Below are 25,852 nucleotides of genomic sequence, written 5' to 3' on the forward strand. Positions count from 1 at the left end.
CACGAACGGAGGCGGGGAACATGGCACGATGGCAGGGAGGGTCGGCAAGCACGGGCCCTAGCGGGCGCGGTTCGCCCGCGCGCAGCGCACACGGGGAGGAACGAGTGCCGACCAAGTCGACGACGCCCGCAGCCGGGTGGGCCAGAGCCCTGCTCGCCGGGGCGGCACTGCTCTCGCTCACCGCTTGCACCGCGAGCCCGCCGCCCCCCATCGAGAGCACGGGGACGGTCACGCCGGTCCCGCCGCCCGTCACGGTGCAGAACGAGATCGTCGTGGCGATCGACGACATCGGCTCCGGCTTCAACCCGCACCTGCTCTCCCACCTCTCGCCGGTCAGCAGCGCCATCGCTGACCTGGTCCTGCCGAGCCCGTTCCGGCCGGTGCCCGACCCGCAAGCAGCGGGCGGGGTAAGTTGGGAGCCCGACACCTCGGTGCTCGAGTCGGCGGAGGTCACCGATGACGGCAGCGGGGAGACCCCGTTCACCGTCACCTACGTGCTCCGCAACGAGGCGCAATGGTCCGATAGCGCACCGATCGCGGCCGAGGACTTCCTCTACCTGTGGCGGCAGATGACCACGCAGCCCGGTGTGGTCGATCCCGCCGGATACGACCTGATCACCGCGGTGCGCTCCTCGGCGGGCGGCAAGACCGTCACCGTGCAGTTCAGCGATCCCTACCCGGCCTGGCGAGAGCTCTTCAGCCACCTGCTCCCCGCTCACCTCATCAAGGATTCCCCAGGGGGATTCGACGACGGGCTCGCTGACACGATCCCCGTCTCGGGCTCGCGGTTCAACATCAAGCGCGTCGATCGCGGCCGCGATGACATCCGGCTCGAGCGCAATGATCGCTTCTGGGGCGTTCCGGCCAGCGCCGACCGCATCCACATGCGCCGTGGCGGCAGCGCCTCGCAGATCGCCGACTCGCTGCGCTCCAACGATGCCCAGGTCGCCGAGGTCCATGGCGGGGCATCCTTGCAGGCGCAGCTCTCCGCCATCCGGGGACTCTCCACGGCGCGCGCCTACCAGACCCGCACCCTGCAGCTCGTGCTCAACACCCGCATCGAGCCACTCGACGATCCGGCCATGCGCAAGGCCTTGCTGAGCGTCCTCGATACCGACGTGCTCGCGGCCGTCGGAGGCGGCGGCACTGCCACTGTCGCGGTGGCGGAGGCACAGATCCGGCCACCTTCCGATCCCGCCTACACGCCCACCGAGCCGTCCCGCATGCGCTACGAGGAAGCGATGGCCGTGCTCGCCAACGGCGGATACCAGCTCGTCGACGATACGTTGCGCCTCGGCGGGGACCCGGCGGGCGCCGCGCTCAACCTCGTCATCGGCGTGCCCGGCGGGGACCAGACCGCCCGCGCGGTCGCGAACACCGCCGCGGACCAGCTTCGCCAGGTGGGTGTGCGGGCACGGGTCACCCAGCTCGCCCCGGCGCGGCTCTACGGCGAAGCGCTCACCGGTGGCGAGATCGACATGCTCGTCGGGTGGACGCAGACCGGCTACGATCCCGCCACCACCCTCGCCTCGCGCTGGTCCTGCCCGCAGGGGGAGGACGCGGCTCCGGCCGAGCCCGCGGCCACCGGGAACCAGCGGGACATCGAGCGGGCGCCCAGCAACCTCTCCGGGGCCTGCGCGCCCGCGATCGATGCCCTCATCCGGGCCGCCCTCACTGGGCAGGCCAGCGCCGATGCCGTCATCACCCAGGCCGAACCCGTGTTGTGGGAGCTCGCGGCAGTGCGCCCCATCCTGCAGGACGTCACCCTCGTCGCGGCCCGGGACACCGTGGCCGGGGTCAATCTCGACCTGCCCGTGCCCGTCGGTGTGTTCGGTGACGCAGCGCAGTGGACCAGGCTGCCCGAATGACCAGCTCCCGAATGACCAGATCCCGAACGACCAGCGCGGCCCGCCGGTTGATGCTCGTCCACGCCCACCCCGATGACGAGACCCTCATCACGGGAGGGACGATCGCCGCCGCGTGCGATGCCGGCATCGAGGTCCTCGTCGTGACCTGCACCCTGGGCGAGGAGGGCGAGATCATCGGCGACGAGCTCGCCGGGCTCGCCGCGCAGCATGCCGACCAGCTCGGTGGCTACCGCTACTGGGAGCTCCAGCGAGCGCTCAGCGCGCTCGAGGCGCCGGAAAGCCGCGGCCGGGTGCGCGGAGTCTTTCTCGGCGGCGCGGGCCGCTGGCGCGATTCGGGGATGGCCGGAACCGACGGCTCTCGCAATCCGCGCGCGTTCATCAACGCCCCACTGGTGGACACCGCGAGCGCGCTGGCTGCCCTCATCCAGGACTTCCAGCCCCACGTCGTCACGACCTACGACCCCAACGGCACCTACGGTCATCCCGACCACATCCGGGTCCATGAGGTCACCCATCGCGCGGTCGAGCTCGCTGCGGCTTCCGCGCGTGGCTGGGACGTGCCCCGCCTGTACTGGAGCGTCATCGGGCACCAGGCGTTCCAGGAGAACGCGGCCCGGCTCAGCGGCGTCCCCGCGGACTGGGTGCGGGAGCCCGGTGGCGGGCTCGGGCTCTTCCCCGACGAGCAGATCACTACCCGCATCGACGTGCGTGACCAGCGCGACCGGAAGGCCGCCGCGCTCCAGTGCCATGCCACGCAGATCATGGTTGATCTGCCCAACCGCGCGTTCGCCCTGTCCAACTGGGTCGCGCAACCGATAATGGATGAGGAACACTTCGTCCTGGTCCGCACCACGGGCCATCCCGTGCCGGACGGGCAGGCCGCTCACGGTCTGTTCGCCGGGCCCGGACCCACTTGAGATCGAAAGGAAGCACATGGACCTCATCGCTTGGATCCTGGATCCGGTCAGCTACCAGCAGGAGATCTCCGACGCCTACTGGGGAGCCATCTACGGCGCGGTGAACAACTACAGCAACTACCTGACGCAGATCGGCTACCCGCCACGGTGACGCCCCAGTCCCCAGGCCCGGGCCGACGGGCGACCCCTGGCACCGCATCGGAGAGGCAGGAACCGTGAACGTGGCGTCGCGCTCCACCGCGAGCATCCAGCGTGGCCGTGGCAGCATGTCGTCCTGGGCGGGCCCGCGGCAGCGGCCCACGATGAGCGCGTCCCGCCTCGATCCGTACATCGTGGGCGTGCTGGTGACCGACGGCATCCTCCTCGCGGTGCTGTCCATCTTCCTGCTTCCCAGCCAGCTCGACGGGGTGCCGTTTCCCTATGCGGTGCTGATGGCTGCGGTGGGCAATATCCTGCTGGTCGAAGCGGGCTTGAGGCTCGGCTACACCATCAAGCGGGCCGCCGCGCCCGTGATGGCGTGGACCGTCGTGGTGCTGCTCGCCTTCCTCGGTGGCCCGGGCGGCTCCACGCTCCTGCCGGGGCATGACCCGCGCGGGCTGTATCTGATGATCGGGGGCCTGGTGCCGGTCGCGTTCTGGATGCTGCGGGAATCCATGCTCGACAACAACACCGGGACCACGCCGACCGCCCAGCGCTGACCCCGGCTCGCTCGGCTACCGGGTGGCGCGGGGGAGGGACTGGATCATGCGTGGCGTCACCGCCGCGATGATGTCCCATGCCCAGGGCTCGGGAACGTCGATCACCTGATAGGCATCGGCCCCCGCGGGGGTGGCGGCCGTGAGCGTGGCGAGGCCCGAGCGTCGCTGGAAGAACGTCTGGCGCACGCTCCAGCCCACGATTCCCTCGGCGTCGACCATGTCGCGGGAGCGCAGCAGCGATCCGCTCTGGCAGACCAGCCAGCCCGCGGGAGTGGCATGCCCGAGGGAGCGGTACCGGTCGACGCCCAGGCCCGTGGACGCGGCGAGCAGCAGGCCCGCCGCGAGCCACGCCCACCACGGGACCGATGCCCCGGCGAGCACGGCGATCGCCAGCGCGGCGAGCACGATCGCGGGCGGCGCGACCGCGCGGAACATGCGGCGACGGAACGCGGCGCTGCCGTGGCCGCGCAAAGCCACATGCATGACGCCGGGATCGCCCACGACCGCGGCCGCCACCTGCTGGGCACGCTGGCGCGGCGCATCGGGCAGGACCAGCGCCGAGGTGCCGGAGGACTCGCCGATGCCGGTCATGATTGCGCGCGCCCTTGCCCCGCCGCCGAGGCGCAGCAGCACGGGCTCCTCGATCGAGACCCCCCTCAGCCTGCGCCGATCGAGCGTGCTCTCGCGGGTGGTGAGCAGGCCATGCTCGACGCGCAGCACGTGGCCGTCATCGTGGAGGGTGAAGCCCGAGTAGGACAGGATGTAGCGGGCGATGGCGATGGCGCTCGCCGCGACCAGCACGAGCAGCACTGCCATCGCGGACGCGACGAGGGGGCCGAGCTCCCGCCCGAGCGAGGCAGCATCCTGCGCCAGCCCGGAGTCCGCGATGCGATCGATCGCGGCGCCGGACTGGAAGAACAGGCCGAGCCCGGCGCCGATCGCCACGAGCCCGGTGTATCCCAGCGGCGCATAGCGCATCCAGGAGGCCTGCCAGTCCGCGATCTCGGAGCCGGGACCGGTCTCGGGCTCGGGGTCGTCGCTGGCGGCCGGGGGGCCGCTGACCAGCAGGACCGCGCGCAGCTCGGGGACGGCCTCGGCGGCGATGGCGTCGAGCTCGAACCCGGAATCGTCGGTGCCGGTGCCGATCCGCAGCACCGTGAGCCCCAGGATGCGGTGCAGCACCGTGGCGTGCGTATCGACCGACCGCACGCGCGAGCGCGGCACGGAGAGCACATTGCGCTGCAGCAGGCCCCGCTTGAGCTGCACGTGCTCGGGGCCGACGCGGTAGCGGGTGGTCAGCCAGTCGATCGTCGCGACATAGACGAGTCCCACGATGGCGATGAGCAGAAAGGCCGGGTTGCCGGTCTGCGCGCCGAGGATCAGCGGCACCACCAGCGCGGGAAGGGCCCGGAAGCCTGCGGTGACGGGCTTGACGAGCAGCATGCGAGCGTCGAGGCGGCGCCAGGGCACGGCCTCATCGGTGATCCCGGCCGCATCGGCCGCGGGGGGTGGTTCCACGCTGCTCACGTCGCGTCCCCGCGGGTCTGCGCCGCGATGTCGGTCAGCTCGCGGACGGTGCGCTCGGCGACGTCGAGGTCGAGCGCGGGTATCGTCACCGCTCCGGCGGAGGAGGCGGTGGTGACGGTGACCGTCGCGAGCCCGAGGAGGCGGTCGATGGGTCCCCTCGTCGTATCAACGGTCTGCACGCGCGAGATCGGCGCGATGCGATGCTCCTGCACGAGCCACCCTTGCCGGGTGTGCACGGCCTCCCCGGTGATCTCCCAGCGGTGCACCCGGTATCGCCACCAGGGGACGCCGATGATGTGCAGCGGAGCGAGCACCACCGTCGCCACGGCCGCGGCGGCGAGCGGCCAGCCGATCCCGGGGCGCGCGAGGGCCAGGAGGGCCTGGGCGACGATGAGCACGAGCCACAGGATCACGATCCCCGACGCCCACAGCAGGGGAGCCTTGCGGCTGGGCCGCCATGCGGGGTCGGCCAGCTTGCTCGTCGGAACATCCATCACGCGCACCACCACCTTGTCCTGGCCTCGGGGTCCGGGCCTCGGGGCCACCTCGACCTCGATGGCTCGTGACTGCGACTTTACGTACGGCGGGCGTTGTCCGCTGGTCGGGATGGCGGGTTTGGAGCATGATCGGGGGGTGACTTTCCACACCGCTGACGCCGTCCCTGCCTCCGCTGTCCGCCGTGTGCTGCGCCGGGCCCGCGATGGCGTGACCCTCAACGAGGCGGAGGCGGCGGTCGCGCTGCGGATGCGGGGCGCTGATCTCGAGGCTTTGTGCGTCGCGGCGGGGCGGGCGCGGGACGCGGGCTCGCGCGCGGCGTTCCCCGGCTGGGAGGGCCCGTTGCCGGTCTCGTACTCGCGCAAGGTGTTCATCCCGCTGACGCGCCTGTGCCGGGACCGCTGCCACTACTGCACGTTCGTGACGGTGCCGGGCAAGCTGCGCGCGGCGGGGGAAGGCATGTTCCTCGACCCGGACGAGGTCGTGGACATCGCCCGCCGCGGCGCGGCCCAAGGCTGCAAGGAAGCGTTGTTCACGCTGGGCGATCGTCCGGAGGATCGCTGGCCCGAGGCCCACGAGTGGCTCGAGTCGCGGGGCTACCGCTCCACGCTCGACTATGTGCGCGCCATGTCCATCCGCGTCCTCGAGGAGACGGGCCTGCTGCCGCACCTGAACCCCGGGGTGATGTCGTGGGACGAGATCGCGCGGCTCAAGCCGGTCGCGCCGTCGATGGGCATGATGCTCGAGACGACCTCCCGAGCGCTGTTCGAGACTCCCGGCGCCTGCCATCACGGCAGCCCCGACAAGGATCCCCAGCGCCGCCTGCAGGTGCTGCGCGACGCCGGCCGCCACGCCGTGCCGTTCACCACGGGGATCCTCGTCGGCATCGGGGAGACCGTCGAGGACCGGGCCGAATCGCTCTTCGCCATCCGTGCGGCGCATCGCGAGTTCGGGCACATCCAGGAAGTGATCGTGCAGAACTTCCGGGCCAAGCAGGACACGGCCATGCGGGCCGCCCCCGATGCCGATCTCGAGGAGTTCCTCGCGACCGTCGCTGTGGCCCGGCTCGTGCTCGGCCCCGGCATGCGCATCCAGGCCCCGCCGAACCTGGTCTCGCCCGAGGAGTCGCGGCGCTTGATCGCCGCCGGCATCGACGATTGGGGCGGCGTCTCCCCGGTCACCCCGGATCATGTGAACCCGGAGCGGCCCTGGCCCGAGCTCGACGCCCTTGCCGCCATCACCGCGGAATGCGGCTACCAGCTCGTCGAGAGGCTCACCGCCCATCCCCGCTACGCGCGCGCCGGGCAGCCGTGGATCGATCCGCGCGTGCGCCCGCATGTCGCGGCGCTGCTCGATCCCAGCACGGGGCTCGCCCGGGACACCCGCCCCGCCGGGCTTCCCTGGCAGGAGCCGGACCCGGACTGGGCCTCCTCGGGCCGCACCGATCTGCACGAGGAGATCGACGTCGATGGACGGCGCACGGACCACCGCAGCGACCTCGAGAGCGCCTTCGGGGACTGGAACGTCGTGCGCGGCCGTGCCGATACCACCGAGGGGAGCAGCCAGGCGCCCGAGCGCCTCGACACCGCCGTTCTGCATGCCCTGCGTCGCGCCGAGACCGACCCCGCCGGGCTCTCCGATGACGAGTACCTCGCCCTTGCCCACGCCGACGGCCCGGCCCTGCACGCGCTGGCCGGCCTCGCCGACGCGATCCGGCGCGACACCGTCGGCGATGACGTCACCTACGTGGTCAACCGCAACATCAACTTCACCAACATCTGCTACACCGGCTGCCGGTTCTGCGCGTTCGCGCAGCGCAAGGGCGATGCCGACGCGTTCACGCTCTCGAGCGCCGAGGTCGCGGACCGCGCCTGGGAGGCGCACGTCGCCGGGGCCACCGAGGTGTGCATGCAAGGAGGAATCGACCCGGACCTCCCGGTCACCGCCTACGCCGATCTCGTCCGTGCCGTCACCGCGCGCGTCCCCGGGATGCACGTCCATGCCTTCAGCCCCATGGAGATCGTCAACGGCGTATCCCGATCCGGCCAGCCCCTCCGCGAATGGCTGCGCGAGCTGCGCGAGGCGGGGCTGGGCACGATCCCCGGGACCGCCGCCGAGATCCTCGATGACGATGTCCGCTGGATCCTCACCAAGGGCAAGCTGCCCGCGAGCACCTGGATCGACGTCATCACCGCAGCGCACGAGGAAGGCCTGCGGTCGAGCTCGACCATGATGTATGGGCACGTCGACAAGCCCCGGCACTGGGTGGGGCACCTGCGCGTGCTCCGCGATATCCAGGACCGCACCGGCGGCTTCACCGAGTTCGTGCCGCTGCCATTCGTGCATCACAGCGCGCCGCTCTATCTGGCGGGCGCGTCCCGTCCCGGGCCCACCCCGCGGGAGAACCAGGCCGTGCACGCGCTCGCCCGCATCATGCTCCACGGCCGCATCGACAACATCCAGACGAGCTGGGTCAAGCTGGGCACCGAGGGGACACGCCTGATGCTGCGCTCTGGAGCCAACGATCTCGGCGGGACGCTCATGGAGGAAACGATCTCCCGCATGGCCGGCTCGCAGCACGGTTCCGCCCGCACCGTCGCCGAGCTCGAGGAGATCGCTCGCGGCATCGGTCGGCCCGCCCGCCAGCGCACCACCACCTACGATCCCGTCGGTGGCCCGGGAGGGCTCGCCGCGGTGGCGATCACGGCTGACCTGGGGGAGCAGGGGTGAAGGGCACGCCGTCCGCGCGCGCCTGCTCGCTCGCCGTCGCGTGCGCCCTGGCGATAGGATCGCTCGCCGGCGCGCCCCTTGCCGCTTCCCTGCCGGTCGCTGGCGAGCTGATCGCCTCGTCGGCGGCGCCCGCCGAGCAATGGATCCCCGGCACGGCGCGCGCGTTCCGGATCTCGTACTGGTCGGATGGCGCGGGGGAGCAGCGATCGCCCGTCTCCGGCGCGGTGTACCTGCCCGGGGGAGCGCCACCGCCAGGCGGGTGGCCGATCATCGCCTGGGCGCATGGCACCGTGGGCCTCGCCGATCATTGCGCGCCCTCGATCAGTGGCCGCTCGGAGCGCGATCTCGGCTACCTGGAGGCCTGGCTCGACGAGGGCTACGCGATCGTCGCCAGCGACTATCCGGGGCTCGGCGGCCCAGGCGTCCACCCCTATCTCAACGGCAGGATCGCCGCCCATGGGGTGATCGACGCGGTGCGGGCGGCGCGCGCCGCCGAGCCAGCGCTGTCCCGTTCCTGGGTGGCGGTGGGCCAGTCCCAGGGCGGGCACGCCGCCTTGTTCACGGCCCGCTTGGCGCCCGGGCGCGCCCCCGAGCTCGATTTCCGCGGCGCTGTGGCGACCGGAGCGCCCTCGCAGCTCGAGGCTCTCATCCCGGCACTGGGGCCCTGGTTCCCGGAGATCGGGCAACCCGGATTGACCGTGTTCGTGACCTACCTTCTCGCCAGCGTTCGCGCCTCGCATCCGGAGGCGGACGTGGATAGCTACCTCACCCCGCTCGGGCGATCCGTGGTCGCCGATGCGGAGCGGCTCTGCTACAGCGCGCAGCGCGATCGGGTCTCCGGGATCGCATTGGGGTCGCTGTTCAGCCGGCAGCTCACGACCGTTCCATTCTTCTCCGCCGTGCGAGAGGTCGTGGAGGTGCCCGTCGACGGGTACGAGCGGCCCTACATGATCGCGCAGGGTGGTCTCGACGGCACGGTGTGGGCGCCCTTGACGGAGATCCTGGCATCGCGGATGCGCGCGGCCCAGCAGCCGCTGACCCTGCGGTACTACCCCGCCGAGGGCCATGATTCCACCATGCCCGCCTCGCTCGAGGACTCGCTGCCCTTCGTGCGCGAGCTGTTCCGGGGATGATCCCGCGGGATTTCGGGCGGGGCGCTGCATGCCGGTAGGCTAGGAACTGCTTGTGGCCCTGGGCGGGGCTCGCAGCGGGGTGAGGGAACCCTGGCACGATCGGGAGCCCGCGGTTGCGTGATAATGATGACGTGGGCCGTTTGGCGTGGCTGAGCTGCTCGGCCCAGTGCTTCGCAGGCATCGCGTTCCGCACAGCCCGCGGGACGTGACATCACAATGGTGGCCATAGCTTGAGGCCAGGCGAGTAGGACAGGAGAACTGCTGTGACGTATGTCATCGCAGAGCCGTGTGTCGACGTCCTTGACAAGGCATGCATCGAGGAATGCCCTGTCGACTGCATCTATGAGGGCGAGCGGATGCTCTACATCCACCCCGACGAGTGCGTGGATTGCGGCGCGTGCGAGCCTGTGTGTCCCGTCGAGGCGATCTTCTACGAGGATGACGTTCCCGACGAGTGGGACGACTACGTCGCCGCCAACGTTGACTTCTTCGACGAGCTCGGTTCTCCGGGCGGCGCGGCGAAGGTGGGCAAGAAGGCGTTCGATCCCGCGTTCATCAAGGAACTGCCCCCGATGAACGAGGAGTGACGTGCACCGCACTCCCGTGGCGCGCGTGCTGCCTGATTTCCCGTGGGACTCGCTCGCAGGCGCCCAGCAGCTCGCGCAGGCCCACCCCGACGGAATCGTTGACCTTTCCGTCGGCACGCCGGTGGATCCTGTCGCCCCGGTGATCCAGGAGGCGCTCGCCTCGGTGGCGGCCCAGCCCGGGTATCCCACCACGCACGGCACGAGCGAGTTCCGCGAGGCCGCGGCCGGATCGATGGCCCGCCGCTACGGGATCGGCGGAATCGACCCGGACGCGGTGCTCCCAGCGATCGGCACCAAGGAACTGATCGCCTGGCTGCCCCGCCTGCTTGCCGTGGGCGCCGGGGACACCGTAGTCATCCCCGAGCTGGCCTATCCCACCTACGAGGTGGGCGCGCTGCTCGCTGGCGCCGACGTGCTCCGTGCCGACAGCACGGTAGCGATCGGGCCGCAGCGCGCGCCGCTGCTGTTCATCAACTCTCCGTCGAATCCCACCGGGCGCGTGCTCGGGGTGGACCATCTGCGCAAGGTCGTCGAGTGGGCCCGCCAGCGCGGCACCATCGTGGCCTCCGACGAGTGCTACCTCGGGCTTGGCTGGGATGCCGAGCCCGTATCGATCCTCGACGAGCGCGTCAGCGGCGGCAACCACGAGGGCCTCCTCGCGGTGCACTCGCTGTCGAAGACCTCCAACCTCGCCTCCTACCGGGCGGGCTTCATTACCGGGGACCCCGAGCTCGTGGGCGATCTGCTCGCCGTGCGCAAGCACGCTGGCATGATGGTGCCACTGCCCATCCAGGCTGCTGCTGCCGCCGCGATGTCCTCGGACACGCACGAGCAGGATCAGAAGGAGCGGTACCGCGAGCGCCGCGAGGTGCTCCGCGCGGCGCTCCTCGGCGCGGGGTTCCGCATCGACCATTCCGAAGCGGGCCTGTACTTGTGGGCAACGCGTGGTGAACAAGGCCGCGATACTGTCCAGTGGCTCGCTGAGCGCGGTATCCTGGCCGCGCCAGGAGAGTTCTACGGGCCGGCCGGCGCGCAGCACGTCCGGATCGCGCTGACTGCTACCGACGAGCGCATCGCGGCCGCGGCGCGGCGGCTAGCACCCTAGCCGCCGCCGGCGCGGGGCGGGCTCCAGCACCCAGGCGTGCCCAATGTGAGAGGAGAACCGCAGATGCCAATTCCACTGATACCGATCGCGGTCGGTGTGGGCGTCGCTGCGTTCGGAGCGGGCCGCAAGTTCCTGAAGAACCTCGAGGTCACCCGCGAGGCCGACGAGGCCAAGGCGCGAGCCCGTGGCGCGTACCTGCAGCTCGCGTTCGCCGTTGATACCATCCGTGGCGACAATGACGATGTCGCCGCCGGTCACCTGGACCGGGCCAAGGACAGCCTCGACAACGCGCGCGTGATGCTCAACGTCGCCACCACCGCCGAGGCGGCCAATGCTGCCGAGGAAGTCATCAACGAGGGCTTCGACCACATCGAGCGGGCCTGCACGGCACTGGGCATCGAGCCGCCCCAGCGATTCTCCGACATCTGATCGGCCCTGATGGCACCCTCGCTCCTCGCCTCCCTCCACGCATCGCCCGCTAGCGAGGCTAGCTCGCCCGCGGTCACCATCGAGGGAACCACCCTCTCCCGCGAATCCCTCATGGGGGCCGCATCCGCTGTGGTGCCCCGCATTCGTGGCGCCCGGACCGTCGCGGTGCTCGCCCGGCCCACCCTCGAGACGATCGTCGCCATCGCGGGAGCGATCACCGCCGGTGTGACCGTCGTGCCCGTGCCCCCCGATTCCGGCCCGGACGAGATCACCCACATCATCTCCGCCTCCGGCGCGCAAGCCTGGCTCGGCGCCCCGCCCGGCGCCCCGCCCGGCCACGACGCGGCCGAGCAAGTGCCGCGCATCCCCGTGCGGGTCCACGCCCGGGACTGGCACCACCACCCCGAGCCCTCCCCGGCTCGGTAGCCGTTCATCGTCTACACCTCCGGAACCACCGGGCGCCCCAAGGGTGTCCTCCTGAGCCGCCGCGCCATCGCGGCGGGAATCGATGCGCTCGCCGATGCCTGGGAATGGACAGCCAAGGACACGCTGGTCCACGGCCTGCCGCTGTTCCACGTTCACGGGCTGATCCTGGGAGTGCTCGGCCCGCTGCGCCTCGGTAGCCCCCTCATCCACACCGGCCGCCCGAGCCCGCAGGCCTATGCCGCTGCGCCCGGAACGCTCTACTTCGGGGTTCCCACCGTGTGGCATCGCCTCGCGCGCGAGCCCGAGCACGCTCGCTCGCTCTCCCGGGCGCGCCTCCTCGTCTCCGGCAGCGCGCCGCTGCCCGCCACTGTCTTCGCTGCGATCAGGGACCTCACCGGGCACGAGATCGTCGAGCGCTACGGAATGACCGAGACCCTCATCACCCTCAGCGCGCGGGCGGACGGCCCGCGGCGGCCCGGCCATGTCGGAACGACCCTGCGTGGCGTGACGACACGCGTCGTTGACGGTGACGGCCACGAGCTGCCCCGCGACGGCAGCAGCATCGGCGTGCTCCACGTGCGTGGCCCGATGCTCGGGGACGGCTACCACGGCAACCCGACCGCCACGGCAGCGAGCTGGAGCGACGGCGGATGGTTCATCACCGGCGATATCGCGGCCATCGAGCCGGACGGGACGCATCGCATCGTCGGTCGCGAGTCCACGGACCTCATCAAGTCCGGCGGCTACCGCATCGGCGCGGGGGAGATCGAGAACGTCCTGCTCGATCACCCCGCCGTCGACGAGGTCGCTGTGGTCGGCGTGCCCGATGACGACCTGGGGCAGCGGATCGTCGCGCACGTCGTGGGCGCCGCCGCGGACCCCGGCGAACTGATCGACTGGGTTGGCGAGCGGCTATCGGCGCACAAGCGGCCCCGCGAGGTGCGGATCGTTCCCAGCCTTCCGCGCAATGCCATGGGCAAGGTGCAGAAGACCCAGCTGGGCTGATCGCGGTCCTCCGGCGGTGCGGAATCCGGGACCGCGATTCCGGCCTCCTGCCACCGGACGTGCTCGGCGCATTGGCTTCCTGCCACCCTTGGCCAGTTCTGGCCACCGTTGAGTGCCAGCGACCACCCAAATATCGGTGGCAGCTGTGCGTAGCAGTGGCAGGTGCTCGCGAAGGGTGGCAGCTATGCCACCCGCGCCTGGCGGTGGTTGAGCATGCCGAGCGCGGTGAGCAGCAGGCAGAAGATCGCGGTGGAGATCAACTGGTCGCGGGCGTCGGCGTCAGTGAGCATCAGGACGATGAGCCCCGCGAGCATGGCCAGCGCGAGCCACGTGAGATAGGGGAACAGCCACATCCGCACAGCGAGCGGCCCTTGCTCCTCGAGGCGGCGGCGCAAGCGTAGCTGCGCGATCGCGATGAAGATCCAGATCACGAGCAGGGAGGCGCCCACCGCGTTCAGCAGGATCCCGAGCAGCGTGCCGGGAAGCCACCAGATTAGAGCCACGCTGACGAAGCTGAGGAACACCGACAGCAGGATCGCGAACAAGGGAACGTCGTTGCGGGTCAGGCGGGTGAGGATGCGTGGGCCGTCGCCGCGGCTCGACAACGAGTACGCCATCCGCGAGGTGGCGTACATCTGCGCGTTGTAGGCCGACAGCAGCGCCGCGACCACGACGAACTCCATGAAGCCGGCCACGTACGGGATGTTGGCGAGGTTGAGCACCGAGACGAACGGGCTCTGCGCGATGGTCTCGGAGTCCCACGGCAGCAGCAGCACCATGATGGCCACCGAGCCGATGTAGAACAGGCTGATGCGCCAGATGACGCTGCGCACCGCGAAACCGATGCTGCGCTCCGGGTCGCGGGACTCCGCGGCGGCGATGGTGACGATCTCGATGCCACCGAACGCGAAAGCCACGATCAGCAGGCCCGCCGCGATGCCGCCGATGCCGTTGGGCAGGAAGCCGCCGTGCTCGGTGAGATTGACTAGTCCGACGGGATCGGTGCCGGGCAGCAGCCCGAGGACGAGCCCCGCGCCCAGGATGAGGAACGCCACGATGACCGCGACCTTGATCAGCGCGAACCAGAACTCGAACTCGCCGAAGTTGCCGACGCTCGAGAGGTTCACCGCGGCGAAGAACACCACGATCACCGCAGCGATCACCCACTGGGGCACGTCGGGAAGCCACGAGTGCAGGATCGCGGACGCGCCGGTGATCTCCGCGCCGATCACCATCACGCGCAGCGACCAGTACAGCCAGCCCATCACGAAGCCCGCTACCGGCCCGATGCCGATGCGCGCGTAGTGGGAAAACGATCCGCTCGCGGGGATCGCGGCGCCCATCTCGCCGAGCATGCGCATCACCAGGATCACGATGAACCCGGCGATGCAGTACGAGATGAGGATGCCTGGGCCCGCGGTGGAGATGCCCGCGCCAGTACCGAGGAACAGGCCCGCGCCGATGGCGGAGCCGAGGCCCATCATCGTGAGGTGGCGGACCTTCAGCCCATGGCCGAGGTTGTTGGTCTCGGTGGAGAGGGATGCTGTGCTCATGCGCGCGGGCTTTCTGCGGGGACGCATCGCCCTTGGCCTCTCGCCGGCGGCTCGCTAGGAGCGCGGCGGAGGGCCAGGGCGATGCGGAGGGAACTGGCTAGTCGTTCGCGTGCAGCGCGGCGTTGAGCTCGACGCCCGTGCCCTCGCGGGGTACGCCCTCGACGGCACCCGAGACCGAGTTGCGGCGGTACAGCAGCCCGTTGCGGCCGCTGAGCTCGCGCGCCTTGACGATGGTGGACTGGCCCTCGGAGATCACGGCGACCTTCGTGCCCGCGGTGACGTACAGCCCGGCCTCGATCACGCAATCGTCCCCGAGGGAGATGCCCAGCCCGGCGTTGGCACCGAGCAGGCAGCGCTCACCGACCTCGATGGTCTCCTTGCCGCCGCCGGAGAGGGTACCCATGATCGAGGCGCCGCCGCCGACATCGGAGCCATCGCCCACGACGACACCGGCGGAGATGCGGCCCTCGATCATGGAGGAGCCCAGCGTGCCGGCGTTGAAGTTGACGAATCCCTCGTGCATCACGGTGGTGCCGGGGGAGAGGTGCGCGCCGAGGCGTACCCGGTCGGCATCGGCGATGCGCACCCCGCGGGGCACGACGTAATCGACCATGCGGGGGAACTTGTCGATGCTGTACACGGTGACGGGACCGTGGCGGCGCAGCAGCGCGCGCACCTTCTCGAAACCATCCACGGCGCAGGGGCCGTAGTTGGTCCACACCACGTTGGAGAGCAGGCCGAACTGGCCATCGAGGCTCAGCCCGTGCGGAGGAACCATGCAATGCGACAGCAGGTGCAGGCGCAGGTACACGTCATGGGGATCGAGGGGCGCGTCGCTCAGCGCGGCGAGCGTGGTGCGCACGGCGACCTTGCGGACGCCCCGGTCATCATCGGCGCCGACTAGGCCGATCAGCTCGGAGGGCGTGTCGGCCGTGTTGAGCACCTCGGTGCCTGCCGGGCCGAAATCACCGAGCATGGGTTCGGGGAACCAGGTGTCGAGCACGGCACCGTCGTTGGTGATGCTAGCGATGCCGACTGCTTGGGCGCCGGTGGAGGATTTCACTGGAGTACTCACGAGGACACAGGTTACATTCCGGCGCGTCCCCGGTCACGGGCTCGTGCGGGTGAGAGATGGCGCACTGTCGCCGCAAACCGCCAAGGCGGCCCGGAGCCTGTGATTAACCTGGAAAAATGAGCCTCGACTTGCGCGCAGACCCGATCGATCTCACCGCGGCCCTCGTGGATGTCCCGAGCGAGTCCCACCATGAGAAGCGGCTCACCGACATGGTGGAGATCGCGCTGCGCGAGCAGGCGCCAGCCTTCCAGATCATGCGCTCGGGCAACGTCGTGCTCGCGCGGACCGATCGTGGCATGGCGCAGCGCGTCATTCTCGCAGGGCATCTCGATACCGTGCCGATCGCCGACAACGTGCCCTCGCGCCGCGACGGCGACATCCTGCACGGCTGCGGCACAGTGGACATGAAGTCCGGGGACGCGGTGTTCCTGCACCTCGCGGCCACGCTGGAGAACCCGCGGTTCGATCTCACCCTGATCTTCTACGACTGCGAGGAGATCGCCGCCGAGCACAATGGCCTCGCCCGGATCGAGCGGCAGATGCCGGAGTGGCTCGAGGCGGACGTGGCGATCCTCGGCGAGCCGACGGCCGGGGTGATCGAGGCCGGCTGCCAGGGCACGCTGCGCGTCAACCTCGCCGCGTCCGGCACTCGCTCGCACACCGCGCGCGCCTGGATGGGGGAGAACGCGATCCATCGGCTCGCCCCGGTGCTCGAGCGGCTCGCCGCCTACGAGCCCCGGTCGATCGACATCGACGGCTGCGTCTACCGGGAGGGGTTGTCGGCGGTGCGCATCGATGGTGGCGTCGCGGGCAACGTGGTGCCCGATGCGGCATCGGTGGATGTGAACTTCCGGTTCGCCCCGGATCGCTCGGGCGAGCAGGCCCTCGACCACGTGCGCGAGGTGTTCGAGGGCATCGAGCTGCAATGGACGGTCACCGATCTGTCCCCGGGCGCGCTGCCGGGATTGTCGAATCCCGCAGCGGCGGAGCTGGTGCGCGCGGCGGGCTCGGTGCGCGCCAAGTACGGCTGGACCGATGTGTCCCGCTTCGCGGCGCGCGGCGTTCCCGCGGTGAACCTGGGGCCGGGGGATCCGAACCTGGCGCACCGGCGTGACGAGCATGTGCCGGTGCACCAGATCACGGACGTGACCGAGACGCTGCGTGCCTACTTGAGCAGCTGATCCACCGTCACCCGGTCGCTCTCCTTGTCGAAGCGATGGCGGCCGCCTTCCTTCCGGTCGGGCGAGCCCGGCCACCAGATCCGTGGGCCGACCTCGCGCACCACCGCGGGCACGAGCAGCGAGCGCACGATCAGCGCGTCGAGCAGCACGCCGAACGCGACGATGAACGCGATCTGCGCGAGGAACAGCAACGGGATCACCGACAGCGCGGCGAACGTGGCCGCGAGCACGATGCCGGCCGAGGTGATGACGCCACCGGTGACCACGAGGGCGCGCAGCACCCCGTCCCGGGTGCCAATGCGTCCTGCCTCCTCCCGTGCCCGGGTCATGAGGAAGATGTTGTAGTCGATGCCGAGCGCGACGAGGAAGACGAACGCGAACAGCGGGATGGCGGGGTCGGCTCCCGGGAACCCGAGCACGTGGTTGAAGACCAGCGCGCTCGCGCCGAGCGTGGCGGCGAAGGACAGCACCACCGTGGCCATCAGGAACAACGGGGTGAGCAGGGATCGCAGCAGCATCGCGAGGATGAGGAACACCACGAGGACCACCATCGGGATGATGACGGTGCGGTCGCGCGCGGAGGTGTCATTGGTATCGAGCTGCAGTGCTGTCTGCCCGCCGACGAGCGCATCCGCGCCCTCGACGCTCGCGAGCCCGGAACGCAGGTCGCGGACAGTGCTCTCCGCCGCCGCGGAGTCGGCGGCATCGGTGAGGGTCGCTTCGATCCGCACGAGGCCGTCTCGGACGAGGGGCTGCCCGGTAGCGGGATCTGGGGTCGCGGTGGCGTCGGCTATGCCGTCGATCCGGGTCGCGGCGAGCACCGGATCGAGCGCCTCGGCCTCGGCGATGATGATGACCGGGGAACCCGTTCCTGCATCGAAGTGCTGCTCGAGCACCTCCTGGCCCTGCTGCGACTCCACGGGGAGCAGGAAGAAGTCCGATTGCGCCACGCCGTCGGCGCGCAGGGTCGGCAGGAACGCGGCGAGCGCGAGCAGGCCGATGAGCGGCACGACCCAGTAGCGGCGCGGTCGGGCCTCGATGCGGCGGGCGAGCTTCGCCCACACCGAGCGGGACGCGTCCTTGCCGTTCGCGGTGCCCGTGGGCTCGAGGCGCGGCCGGTAGGGCCAGAACGCGGAGCGCCCGAGGAGGGCGAGGACGGCGGCGAGGAAGGTCATGGTGGCGACGAACGAGGCGACGATGCCCAGCGCGGCCACGGGCCCGAGGCCCCGGTTGGAGTTCAGGTCGGAGAGCAGGAGGCACAGCACGCCGGCGATGACGGTTCCCGCGGACGCGGCGATCGGCGGCAGCGCGGCCTTCCAGGCCCGGGCCATCGCGGCGAACCGGTCCTCGTGGTGGTGCAGCTCCTCCCGATAGCGGGCGACGAGCAGCAGCGCATAGTCGGTGGCGGCGCCGAAGACAAGGATGAACAGGCTGCCCTGGCTCTGCCCGTTAAGGGTGAGCGTTCCGGCATCGGCGAGCAGGTAGACGAGGAAGCTGGCGAGGCTCAGCGCGAGGATGGCGCTGGTGACCACGATGAAGGGCAGCAGCGGGCTGCGGTAGACGATGACAAGGATGATGATGACGACGGTCGCCGCCACGCCGAGCAGCAGGCCGTCGATGCCGGCGAACGCTTCGCCGAGGTCGGCCGCTTGCCCACCGGGGCCGGTGACGAGGACAGTGAGGCCGTCGGGCGCGCGAGCGAGGTTGTCGCGGAGCTGCTCGACGGTGTCGGCGACATCGATCGTGGTATCGAGGGGAACGATCACCTGCAACGCCTGGCCGTCCTGCGAGGGGATCGGGGGCGAGGGGGGAGCCGCGTAGCCGGGCTGCCCGGAGGCCTCGGCAGTGGTCTGCTGGAGGAATGCCGCGTCCTCGGCGGTGATGCCGCTGGCTCGCTCGGCGACGATGATCGCGGGCAGCGCCTCGTTGTCGGTGAACAGGGCCTGGAGCTCCTGGACCTCGGTGGATTCGGCGGAGGCGGGGAGGAAGGATGCGGAATCGTTGACCTGGACCTCGCTAAGCTTGCCCGCGAAGGGGCCAGCGACCCCGCCGAGGGCGAGCCAGCCAATGAGCAGCAGGGCGGGCAGGATCCAGCGCAAGCGACCGCGCGCGCGGGAATGATCCGGACCGGGAGGTTCTGGGGAGGGGGTGTCGGTGAGCGCCATGATCACATTATTGTTCAGCAAGCTTAACAATGCACGGGGAGGTTCGGAATGAATGACGACGACCTCGCCGACTGGCCTACTGGACGGCTGCTCTCTGTCGCCGCGCGCCGGCTCGAGCACGCCTGGGAGCAGGTGCTCGCCGAGCACGGCCTCACCCATGCCGGGCTCATCGCGCTGCACTGCCTCGCCGACGAGCCGCAGTACCAGCGCGAGATCGCGCGCCGCTGCCGCGTCACCGACCAGACCATGAGCCGCACCCTCGACAGGCTCGCTGAGCTCGGCTGCGTCACCCGTCACCGCGACCCGGCCGACCAGCGACGCACCGAGGTCCGCATCACCGATACCGGGCGGCAGCGGTACGAAGCGGTGCTCCAGCAGGAGCGCAGCGACCCGCGGCTCATCGCCGGCCTCGAGGACCAGACCGAGCTTCGCCGCCACCTGCTCGCCCTCATCGCCCACCTCGAGCGCACCGGTCCCGGCCACTGATCACACCCTCGGTTGAGCGGCGATGCCCGTGCCGATACTCTCGCCGCATGGCGCCCGACGACACGCGAGACGACCCACACCACCCCCGCCACACGTGGGACCAGCAGTGCGGGCCAGTCCGCCTGCGCCGGGACATCGACTGCGACGACTCCACCACCGATCAGCGGCTGCTGGACCAGCGCGGCCCCAGCGACTGGGTGCACACCGATCCGTGGCGGGTGATGCGCATCCAGGCGGAGTTCGTCGAGGGCTTCGGCGCGCTCGCCGAGATGCCACGGGCCGTATCAGTGTTCGGGTCGGCGCGCACCGGACCGGGAACCGGCGAGTACGAGTCCGCCCGGAAGATCGGTGCCGCCCTCGCCGAGGCCGGGTACGCGGTCATCACCGGTGGCGGGCCGGGAGTGATGGAGGGCGCCAACAAGGGCGCGAGCGACGCGGGAGGGCTCTCGGTCGGGCTAGGCATCGAGCTGCCGTTCGAGCAGGGACTCAACGACTGGGTGGACCTCGGCATAGATTTCCGCTACTTCTTCGTCCGCAAGACGATGTTCGTCAAGTACTCGCAAGCATTCATCTGCCTGCCCGGGGGGTTCGGCACCCTCGATGAGCTCTTCGAGGCGCTCACGCTCGTGCAGACCCGCAAGGTCACCCGGTTCCCGATCATCCTGCTCGGCACTCGCTTCTGGGGCGGCCTGGTGCAGTGGATCACCGACCAGTTGCTCGAGAGCGGCACGGTCTCGCCGCGCGATGTGGACCTGATCCATGTCACCGACAGCGTGGCCGAGGCGATCGCGATCATCGATGCCGCGCAGGATCACATCCACGAGGCCCTCGCCTCGCCGCGCGCAACAGACCCACGCATAACGGACAGGCTCGCCCCTCGCGCAGCGGACAGGACCGCCCCGTGAGCGGCTCGCGCGGGCAGCGCATGATCGCGGTGTATTGCGCGTCGGGCCCCGTCCCCGAGGTACACCTGCAGCTGGCCTCCGAGGTGGGCGAGGCTCTCGGCGACCGTGGCTGGGGCCTGGTATCCGGCGGCGGCAACGTGTCGATGATGGGTGCTGTCGCCACGGCGGCGCGGGCGGCCGGGGCCTGGCCGGTGGGCGTCATCCCCAAGGCACTGGTGCACCGCGAGGTCGCGGACACCGAGGCGGACGAGCTGATCGTCACCGACACCATGCGGCAGCGCAAGAAGCACATGGAGCAGCGCGCGGATGCCTTCCTCGTCCTGCCCGGCGGCATCGGGACGCTGGAGGAGTTCACCGAGGCATGGACGGCGGGCTACCTGGGGATGCATGACAAGCCCGTGGTCATCCTCGACCCGGGCGGGCACTACGACGGGTTCTTCGACTGGCTCGAGTCGTTGCGCCCGGCGGGCTTCGTCGGGGACGCCGCGCTCGCGCGGATCTCCCGCGTCCGCTCCCTGAGGGAAGCCCTGGACCGCTGCGGATAGCTGTTCACCTGCCGGTACGGCATGCGCGCCGGGGATCGTGCCACGATGGAAGCATGCAAACCGGTGAGGCGTCGACGCTGTGTGGCCGGCCCGTGGCCGAGGACCGGGCGCTGGTCATGGCGATCGTCAACCGCACGCCCGACTCGTTCTATGACCGCGGCGCCCATTTCCGCGATGATGCCGCGATGAGCCTGGTGCACCGCGCGGTCGAGGAGGGCGCGGACATCATCGATATCGGCGGCGTCAAGGCTGGCCCCGGCTCGATGGTCGATGCGGCGGAGGAGCGGCGGCGCGTGGTGCCCTTCGTTGAGGCCGTGCGGTCCGCCCACCCGGGGATCGTCATCAGCGTCGATACCTGGCGGGCGGAGGTCGCGCGGCAGGCCTGCGACGCCGGTGCCGACCTGATCAACGACACCTGGGCCGGGCATGATCCGGACCTCGTGCACGTGGCTGCCGAGGTCGGGGCGGGCATCGTCTGCTCCCACACCGGCGGGGCGCAGCCACGGACGAGGCCGCACCGCGTCCGCTACCGCGATATCGTCGCCGAGGTCGCCGCGGAGCTGCAGCGCGCGGCGGAGCGCGCGGTCGGCGCTGGGGTGCGGGCGGACGGGATCCTCATCGATCCGACCCATGACTTCGGCAAGAACACCTTCCACGGCCTCGCTTTGTTGCGTCGGCTAGACGTTCTCGTGAAGACTCCATGGCCTGTCTTGATGGCGCTGAGCAACAAGGATTTCATCGGTGAAACGCTTGATGCGAGCCTCACGGAGCGATTGGAGGGCACGTTGGCCGCCACAGCAGTAGCCGCATGGACCGGCGCCCGGGTGTTCCGCGTGCATGAGGTGGCGCAGACCCGCCGCGTGGTGGACATGGTGGCCGCGATCGCCGGCACCCGGCAGCCCGCGCGCACGGTGAGGGGCCTGGCGTGACGATCACACCCCTGCGCCACGAATGGCTGCGCACCCATAGCTGGGATTCCATCCCGTGGTCGATACCCGAGCTCGTGGCCGCTAAGCGGGGCCGCACCATCTCGGTGGTGCTGCCCGCCCTCGACGAGGAGGCCACCGTGGGCGCGGTGGTCGGCTCGATCACGCCGCTGCTGGGGTCGCTGGTCGATGAGCTGATCGTGCTGGACTCCGGCTGCACCGACGCGACTGCCGCGCGGGCCCGGGCGGCGGGGGCGACGGTCATCAGCCGCGAGGAGGCGCTGCCGGGCGTGGCGCCGATGCCGGGCAAGGGCGAGGCACTGTGGCGGGGCGTGGCGGCGAGCCGGGGCGATCTCATCGTGTTCATCGACTCGGACCTGATCGATCCTGATCCGATGTTCGTTCCCGGCCTGGTCGGCCCTCTGTTGTTGCGACAGGGCGTGGAACTGGTCAAGGGCTACTACCGGCGGCCCCTGCGGGAGGGGGCCGGGGTGGACCAGCATGGCGGCGGACGGGTCACCGAGCTCGTGGCGCGGCCCCTGCTGGCGGCGCTGCGCCCGGAGCTTGCCGCGGTGTTCCAGCCGCTTGGCGGCGAGTACGCCGGGACCCGGGAGCTGCTAGCCGCGATCCCGTTCGCTCCTGGTTACGGGGTAGAGATCGGCATCCTGCTGGACGCGTACCGGCGCCACGGCATGCACGGCATCGCGCAGGTCAACCTGGGAGTCCGGCAGCATCGCAATCGACCACTCAGCGATCTGGGCTTCATGAGCCGGCAGATCCTCGCGACCGCGCTGGATCGATTGGGCATCGCGGACTCCGGAACTCCCCTGACGCAGTACATGCCGTCCGCTGGCGGCTACCGGTCGCGGACCGAGCCCGTGCAACAGGAGGATCGGCCTCCCCTCGCGGAGCTAGCGCGCCGCTTGCGCGACGGGGAGCGCAAGCGCGCATGATCACGTTGCTGCTGTATGTGCTGGGCATCGTCGGTGTGGCGGTGGTGCTGTTCGTGCTCGCGGCGCTGACGTTCGGTCGTGGCGAGGATGTGCCGCCGGTGGCGCCGGGAACGACCCCCACCTGGCTGCCTCGCGACGAGGTCACCGGTGCGGACGTGCGGGCGGTGCGGTTCCAGCAAGTACTGCGTGGGTACAAGGCCGCCGAGGTCGATTGGGTGCTCGACAGGCTGGGCCGGGAGATCGACGACCTGCGGGAGCAGGTCCGCCAGCTCGAGCCGTCGGCCCAGCAGGCCCCGCCCGGGAAGCAGCGCTAGGCGCGATCACCGAGGGACAAGGACGTATCGGCACCGGCGGATGCGCGGAACCTGGTGTCGTGGCCGCTGTTCCCGCGTGTCGCGGGGGATAATCGTGTCGTGCTGATTGGCGTGCCGCCCCTGTGGGTGGCCGGGACGGCCCGTGCTCGCGCGGACTAGACTGAGATGCCTGGCATCGGCAGCCCCGGATCCGCTGGGGCAGGCACGAGTTTTGGAGGGAGCAGAGATGGCGGCGATGAAGCCCCGGACTGGTGACGGTCCTCTCGAGGCAACCAAGGAGGGACGCGGAATCGTGATGCGCGTGCCGCTCGAGGGGGGAGGGCGCCTCGTCGTGGAACTCACTCCGCAGGAAGCCGCTGATCTCGGCGATGCGCTGAAGGACGTCACGGGCTAGCGCGGACGGGTGGAGGAGCATCCCCGCCCCGGCCCGGGCAACCGGGAGCCCCTGAACGATACGAGCCCCGCGCGGGCCAGCGGCCACCGGCCCGAGCCGCGCGGGGCTCGCCCATGCACCGCAAGGAGCCACATGCCCCACCCAGCGATTCCCACCTCCCTGACCGCGGTCCGCCAGGGGCACGAGGACCTCTCCGAATCGAGCCCCAACGTCGCCCGCGCGGTCATCACTGATGGTGATGCGCCACGCTGGTGCAACCCTGTCGAGATCGACGCGCGCAACAGCAGCCAGTGGACGGTGCGGATCGATTCGCCGACCGAGGGGGAGGACCCCGGCCGGCGATGGCGCGCGGCGGGCGCGGCGCTCGCCCGCGCGGGGCGGGAGCATGGAGCCGAGCTCGGCATCGATGTGGTGGTGGTCGAGATGCCCCGCACCACCACCGAGGCCGAGGTCCATGCCCTGACCATCGGCATCGTCGCCGGTTCCCATGAGCTCACACTGGCAACAACGAGGACCGCGCCGCTGGGCCAGGTCCTCGTGCAGCACCACGACGACGTCAGCGCCACGATCCGCCATGCCCAGGCGCTCGCCCGCGGCACCGCTCTCGCCCGGGATCTCGCGATGATGCCCTCCAACCTCAAGCCGCCCCGCGAGCTCGCCCGGATGATCGAGCACGCGCTCCCCGAGGGCCTCGAGGCAACGATCAGGGACGAGACGTGGCTGCGGCAGCACGGATTCGGCGGGATCCTCGCGGTGGGCAGTGGATCGGCCGAGCCGCCCCGGCTCACCGAGATCCGGTGGCGGCCCGCTGGGGCCAGCGGCCACATCGTGCTGGTCGGCAAGGGCATCACCTTCGACACCGGCGGCATCTCGGTCAAGCCCGCGGCTAACATGCACCTGATGAAGACCGATATGGCCGGGGCCGCGGCCGTGGCTGGTGCCATGGCGGCCATCGCGGAGCTCGACCTCCCGATCGCCGTCACCGCGCTGCTGCCGTCGGCGGAGAACATGCTCTCCGGCAGCGCCTACCGGCCAGGCGACGTCGTCACCCACTACGGGGGCATCACCTCGGAGGTCACCAACACCGACGCGGAGGGCCGGATGGTCCTCGCTGACGCCCTCGCCTACGCCGTCGCCACCCTCGAGCCCGATCTGATCATCGACGCAGCCACGCTCACCGGTGCCATGAAGATCGCGCTCGGGATGCGGACCGGCGCCATCCTCACCGAGTCCGATGATCTCGCGCAGCGCATCGCGCGGGCCGGCGCCACCGTGGGAGAGAAGTGGTGGCGGCTGCCGCTGTCCGCCGAGTACCAGGACGCGGTCAGCTCCCGCATCGCCGACGTCCGGCAGGCACCAGCCGGGCCGGGCGCGATCACCGCGGCCCTTTTCCTGCGCGAGTTCGTGAGCGATGTGCCCTGGGCGCACCTCGATATCGCCGGGCCCGCCCGCACCGAGGAAACCTACGACGAGGTCAACCCCGTCGCGTCGGGATTCGCCGCGCGCACCCTTGCCACGGTCGTCGAGCAGCTCGCTGCCCCGTGATCGATCGCGTCGTCGCATGCCTGCGCTGCCCCCACTGCGCCCAGCCGCTCGCGCGCACGGACCGGTCCATGCGGTGCAGCAGCGGCCACGCGTTCGATATCGCCCGGCAGGGCTATGTGTCGCTCCTGCGTGGCGGGCGCAACCCCATCCATGGGGATGATGCCGCCATGATCGCCGCGCGCGAGGAGCTCTTCGCTCGCGGGCCCTACCGCCTCGTCGAGCAGGCGATCGCCGGCATCGCTGCCCGGGTGGCCCGGAGCCGCCCTGATCCGGTGATCGTCGATCTGGGCGCGGGCATCGGCAACTACCTCGCGGCCGCGCTCGAGAAGGCCCCAGCAAGCCACGGCATAGGCATCGACGTGTCCAAGCCCGCTGCCCGGCGCCTCGCTCGCGCCCACCCCCGTGCCGGGGCGATCATCGCCGACGTGTGGTCGGGCCTCCCGCTCGCCAGCGAGTGCGCGGACGTGGCCATGACAGTCTTCGCGCCGCGCAATGCCGTCGAGACCGCGCGCATCCTCCGCCCCGGTGGAACCTGGCTGATCGCGACCCCTGCCGCGCGCCACCTCGCCGAGCTCGCCCGCATCGACGGAGTGCTCGGCATCGACGAGCGAAAGGGGGAACGGCTCGCGGCGACGCTGGGTGATCGCTTCGTCGAGCAGGAGATCCACGAGGTGCGGGCCACCGTCGATGTGACACCGGAGGAAGCGTCCCTGGTCCTCGCGATGGGTCCCACCGCCCGGCATCTTGATCCGCAGCAGCGCGCCCGCGCCGTCGAGTCGGCATTCGAGGCGGCCGCGGCAACCACCCACCTGCCCTTGACGCTCTCGGTCGACATCGCCGAGTACCGGCTCGCTGCTCCACCCGCGCGCTAGGGGCGGCGCGCTGGAACC

The 25,852-nt window shown here is 70.6% G+C and carries 24 protein-coding genes and 1 pseudogene; 20 read left to right on the forward strand and 5 right to left on the reverse strand.

The features are described from left to right. The first annotated feature begins 104 nt into the window (after positions 1–104). The 4 genes from HT102_RS07205 to HT102_RS07215 all read left to right on the forward strand — a co-directional run bounded on the left by HT102_RS07205 (position 105) and on the right by HT102_RS07215 (position 3,483). On the forward strand, positions 105–1,868 hold the full coding sequence (locus HT102_RS07205; protein WP_333473327.1) for an ABC transporter family substrate-binding protein: 1,764 nt from the start codon (positions 105–107) through the stop codon (positions 1,866–1,868). An 11-nt stretch (positions 1,869–1,879) separates the two neighbouring features. After that, positions 1,880–2,785, forward strand: coding sequence for an N-acetyl-1-D-myo-inositol-2-amino-2-deoxy-alpha-D-glucopyranoside deacetylase (gene mshB, locus HT102_RS07210; protein WP_192038716.1), 906 nt, complete (start codon positions 1,880–1,882; stop codon positions 2,783–2,785). A 16-nt stretch (positions 2,786–2,801) separates the two neighbouring features. Further along, positions 2,802–2,936, forward strand: coding sequence for a hypothetical protein (locus HT102_RS16150; protein WP_269902747.1), 135 nt, complete (start codon positions 2,802–2,804; stop codon positions 2,934–2,936). A gap of 64 nt (positions 2,937–3,000) precedes the next feature. Further along, complete coding sequence (locus tag HT102_RS07215) at positions 3,001–3,483, forward strand: hypothetical protein (protein WP_192038717.1); 483 nt, start codon at positions 3,001–3,003, stop codon at positions 3,481–3,483. Positions 3,484–3,498: 15 nt separating this feature from the next. Here HT102_RS07215 and HT102_RS07220 read toward each other — a convergent pair whose 3' ends face one another. Next, positions 3,499–5,010, reverse strand: coding sequence for a PH domain-containing protein (locus HT102_RS07220; protein WP_333473328.1), 1,512 nt, complete (start codon positions 5,008–5,010; stop codon positions 3,499–3,501). Next, positions 5,007–5,504 (reverse strand): PH domain-containing protein, encoded by a 498-nt coding sequence (locus HT102_RS07225; protein ID WP_192038843.1) that lies wholly within the window; start codon positions 5,502–5,504, stop codon positions 5,007–5,009. The genes HT102_RS07220 and HT102_RS07225 overlap by 4 nt, the downstream gene beginning before the upstream one ends. A gap of 139 nt (positions 5,505–5,643) precedes the next feature. Here HT102_RS07225 and HT102_RS07230 point away from each other — a divergent pair, with 139 nt between their 5' ends. From HT102_RS07230 to HT102_RS07255, 6 genes and pseudogenes are all read left to right on the forward strand, one after another. Next, on the forward strand, positions 5,644–8,235 hold the full coding sequence (locus HT102_RS07230; RefSeq protein WP_333473329.1) for a bifunctional FO biosynthesis protein CofGH: 2,592 nt from the start codon (positions 5,644–5,646) through the stop codon (positions 8,233–8,235). Beyond that, positions 8,232–9,368 (forward strand): lipase family protein, encoded by a 1,137-nt coding sequence (locus HT102_RS07235; protein WP_192038719.1) that lies wholly within the window; start codon positions 8,232–8,234, stop codon positions 9,366–9,368. Before HT102_RS07230 ends, HT102_RS07235 begins: the two co-directional genes overlap by 4 nt. A gap of 263 nt (positions 9,369–9,631) precedes the next feature. Further along, positions 9,632–9,955, forward strand: coding sequence for a ferredoxin (fdxA, locus tag HT102_RS07240; protein ID WP_149360928.1), 324 nt, complete (start codon positions 9,632–9,634; stop codon positions 9,953–9,955). Position 9,956: 1 nt separating this feature from the next. Next, complete coding sequence (gene dapC / locus HT102_RS07245; protein WP_192038720.1) at positions 9,957–11,060, forward strand: succinyldiaminopimelate transaminase; 1,104 nt, start codon at positions 9,957–9,959, stop codon at positions 11,058–11,060. A gap of 63 nt (positions 11,061–11,123) precedes the next feature. Further along, a complete protein-coding gene (locus tag HT102_RS07250) occupies positions 11,124–11,489 on the forward strand; it encodes a hypothetical protein (protein WP_192038721.1) in 366 nt (121 codons plus the stop codon). Positions 11,490–11,498: 9 nt separating this feature from the next. Further along, a pseudogene (locus HT102_RS07255) lies at positions 11,499–12,920 on the forward strand (acyl-CoA synthetase). A 182-nt stretch (positions 12,921–13,102) separates the two neighbouring features. Here HT102_RS07255 and HT102_RS07260 read toward each other — a convergent pair. Further along, positions 13,103–14,473 (reverse strand): amino acid permease, encoded by a 1,371-nt coding sequence (locus HT102_RS07260; RefSeq protein WP_192038722.1) that lies wholly within the window; start codon positions 14,471–14,473, stop codon positions 13,103–13,105. A 97-nt stretch (positions 14,474–14,570) separates the two neighbouring features. After that, the gene (gene dapD / locus HT102_RS07265; protein WP_192038723.1) at positions 14,571–15,548 is read right to left on the reverse strand and encodes a 2,3,4,5-tetrahydropyridine-2,6-dicarboxylate N-succinyltransferase; all 978 of its coding nucleotides are present in this window, start codon (positions 15,546–15,548) and stop codon (positions 14,571–14,573) included. Between the two features lie 116 nt (positions 15,549–15,664). Between dapD and dapE the strand changes: the two genes are divergently transcribed. Next, a complete protein-coding gene (dapE, locus tag HT102_RS07270) occupies positions 15,665–16,729 on the forward strand; it encodes a succinyl-diaminopimelate desuccinylase (RefSeq protein ID WP_192038724.1) in 1,065 nt (354 codons plus the stop codon). On the opposite strand, the gene HT102_RS07275 is transcribed toward dapE, so the two are convergent. Next, positions 16,714–18,894, reverse strand: coding sequence for an MMPL family transporter (locus HT102_RS07275; protein ID WP_192038725.1), 2,181 nt, complete (start codon positions 18,892–18,894; stop codon positions 16,714–16,716). The two genes, dapE and HT102_RS07275, sit on opposite strands and share 16 nt — an antisense overlap. Before the next feature lie 48 nt (positions 18,895–18,942). On the opposite strand from HT102_RS07275, the gene HT102_RS07280 reads away from it, so the two are divergent. The 9 genes from HT102_RS07280 (at position 18,943) to HT102_RS07320 (ending at position 25,834) form a co-directional block, all read left to right on the forward strand. Further along, positions 18,943–19,380, forward strand: coding sequence for a MarR family winged helix-turn-helix transcriptional regulator (locus HT102_RS07280; RefSeq protein ID WP_192038726.1), 438 nt, complete (start codon positions 18,943–18,945; stop codon positions 19,378–19,380). Positions 19,381–19,427: 47 nt separating this feature from the next. Then, a complete protein-coding gene (locus tag HT102_RS07285) occupies positions 19,428–20,285 on the forward strand; it encodes an LOG family protein (protein ID WP_192038727.1) in 858 nt (285 codons plus the stop codon). A gap of 20 nt (positions 20,286–20,305) precedes the next feature. After that, entirely contained in the window at positions 20,306–20,830 is a 525-nt protein-coding gene (locus HT102_RS07290) for an LOG family protein (protein WP_192038844.1), read from the forward strand. 53 nt (positions 20,831–20,883) lie between these two features. Then, positions 20,884–21,759: a dihydropteroate synthase gene (gene folP, locus HT102_RS07295; RefSeq protein ID WP_192038728.1), complete on the forward strand. Its 876-nt coding sequence runs from the start codon at positions 20,884–20,886 to the stop codon at positions 21,757–21,759. Then, positions 21,756–22,709 carry a glucosyl-3-phosphoglycerate synthase gene (locus tag HT102_RS07300; protein WP_192038729.1) on the forward strand — a complete coding sequence of 318 codons (954 nt, stop codon included), beginning with the start codon at positions 21,756–21,758 and terminating at the stop codon, positions 22,707–22,709. Before folP ends, HT102_RS07300 begins: the two co-directional genes overlap by 4 nt. Then, positions 22,706–23,023 (forward strand): DivIVA domain-containing protein, encoded by a 318-nt coding sequence (locus tag HT102_RS07305; protein WP_192038730.1) that lies wholly within the window; start codon positions 22,706–22,708, stop codon positions 23,021–23,023. The genes HT102_RS07300 and HT102_RS07305 overlap by 4 nt, the downstream gene beginning before the upstream one ends. A 226-nt stretch (positions 23,024–23,249) precedes the next feature. Beyond that, a complete protein-coding gene (locus HT102_RS07310; protein WP_149360916.1) occupies positions 23,250–23,417 on the forward strand; it encodes a DUF3117 domain-containing protein in 168 nt (55 codons plus the stop codon). A 132-nt stretch (positions 23,418–23,549) separates the two neighbouring features. Next, positions 23,550–24,962, forward strand: coding sequence for a leucyl aminopeptidase family protein (locus HT102_RS07315; protein WP_192038731.1), 1,413 nt, complete (start codon positions 23,550–23,552; stop codon positions 24,960–24,962). Then, positions 24,959–25,834 (forward strand): putative RNA methyltransferase, encoded by an 876-nt coding sequence (locus HT102_RS07320; RefSeq protein ID WP_333473330.1) that lies wholly within the window; start codon positions 24,959–24,961, stop codon positions 25,832–25,834. The genes HT102_RS07315 and HT102_RS07320 overlap by 4 nt, the downstream gene beginning before the upstream one ends. The last annotated feature ends 18 nt before the right edge of the window (positions 25,835–25,852 follow it).

It is taken from the genome of Lolliginicoccus lacisalsi (assembly GCF_014841105.1).
In the GTDB taxonomy this organism is placed as follows: domain Bacteria; phylum Actinomycetota; class Actinomycetes; order Mycobacteriales; family Mycobacteriaceae; genus Lolliginicoccus; species Lolliginicoccus lacisalsi.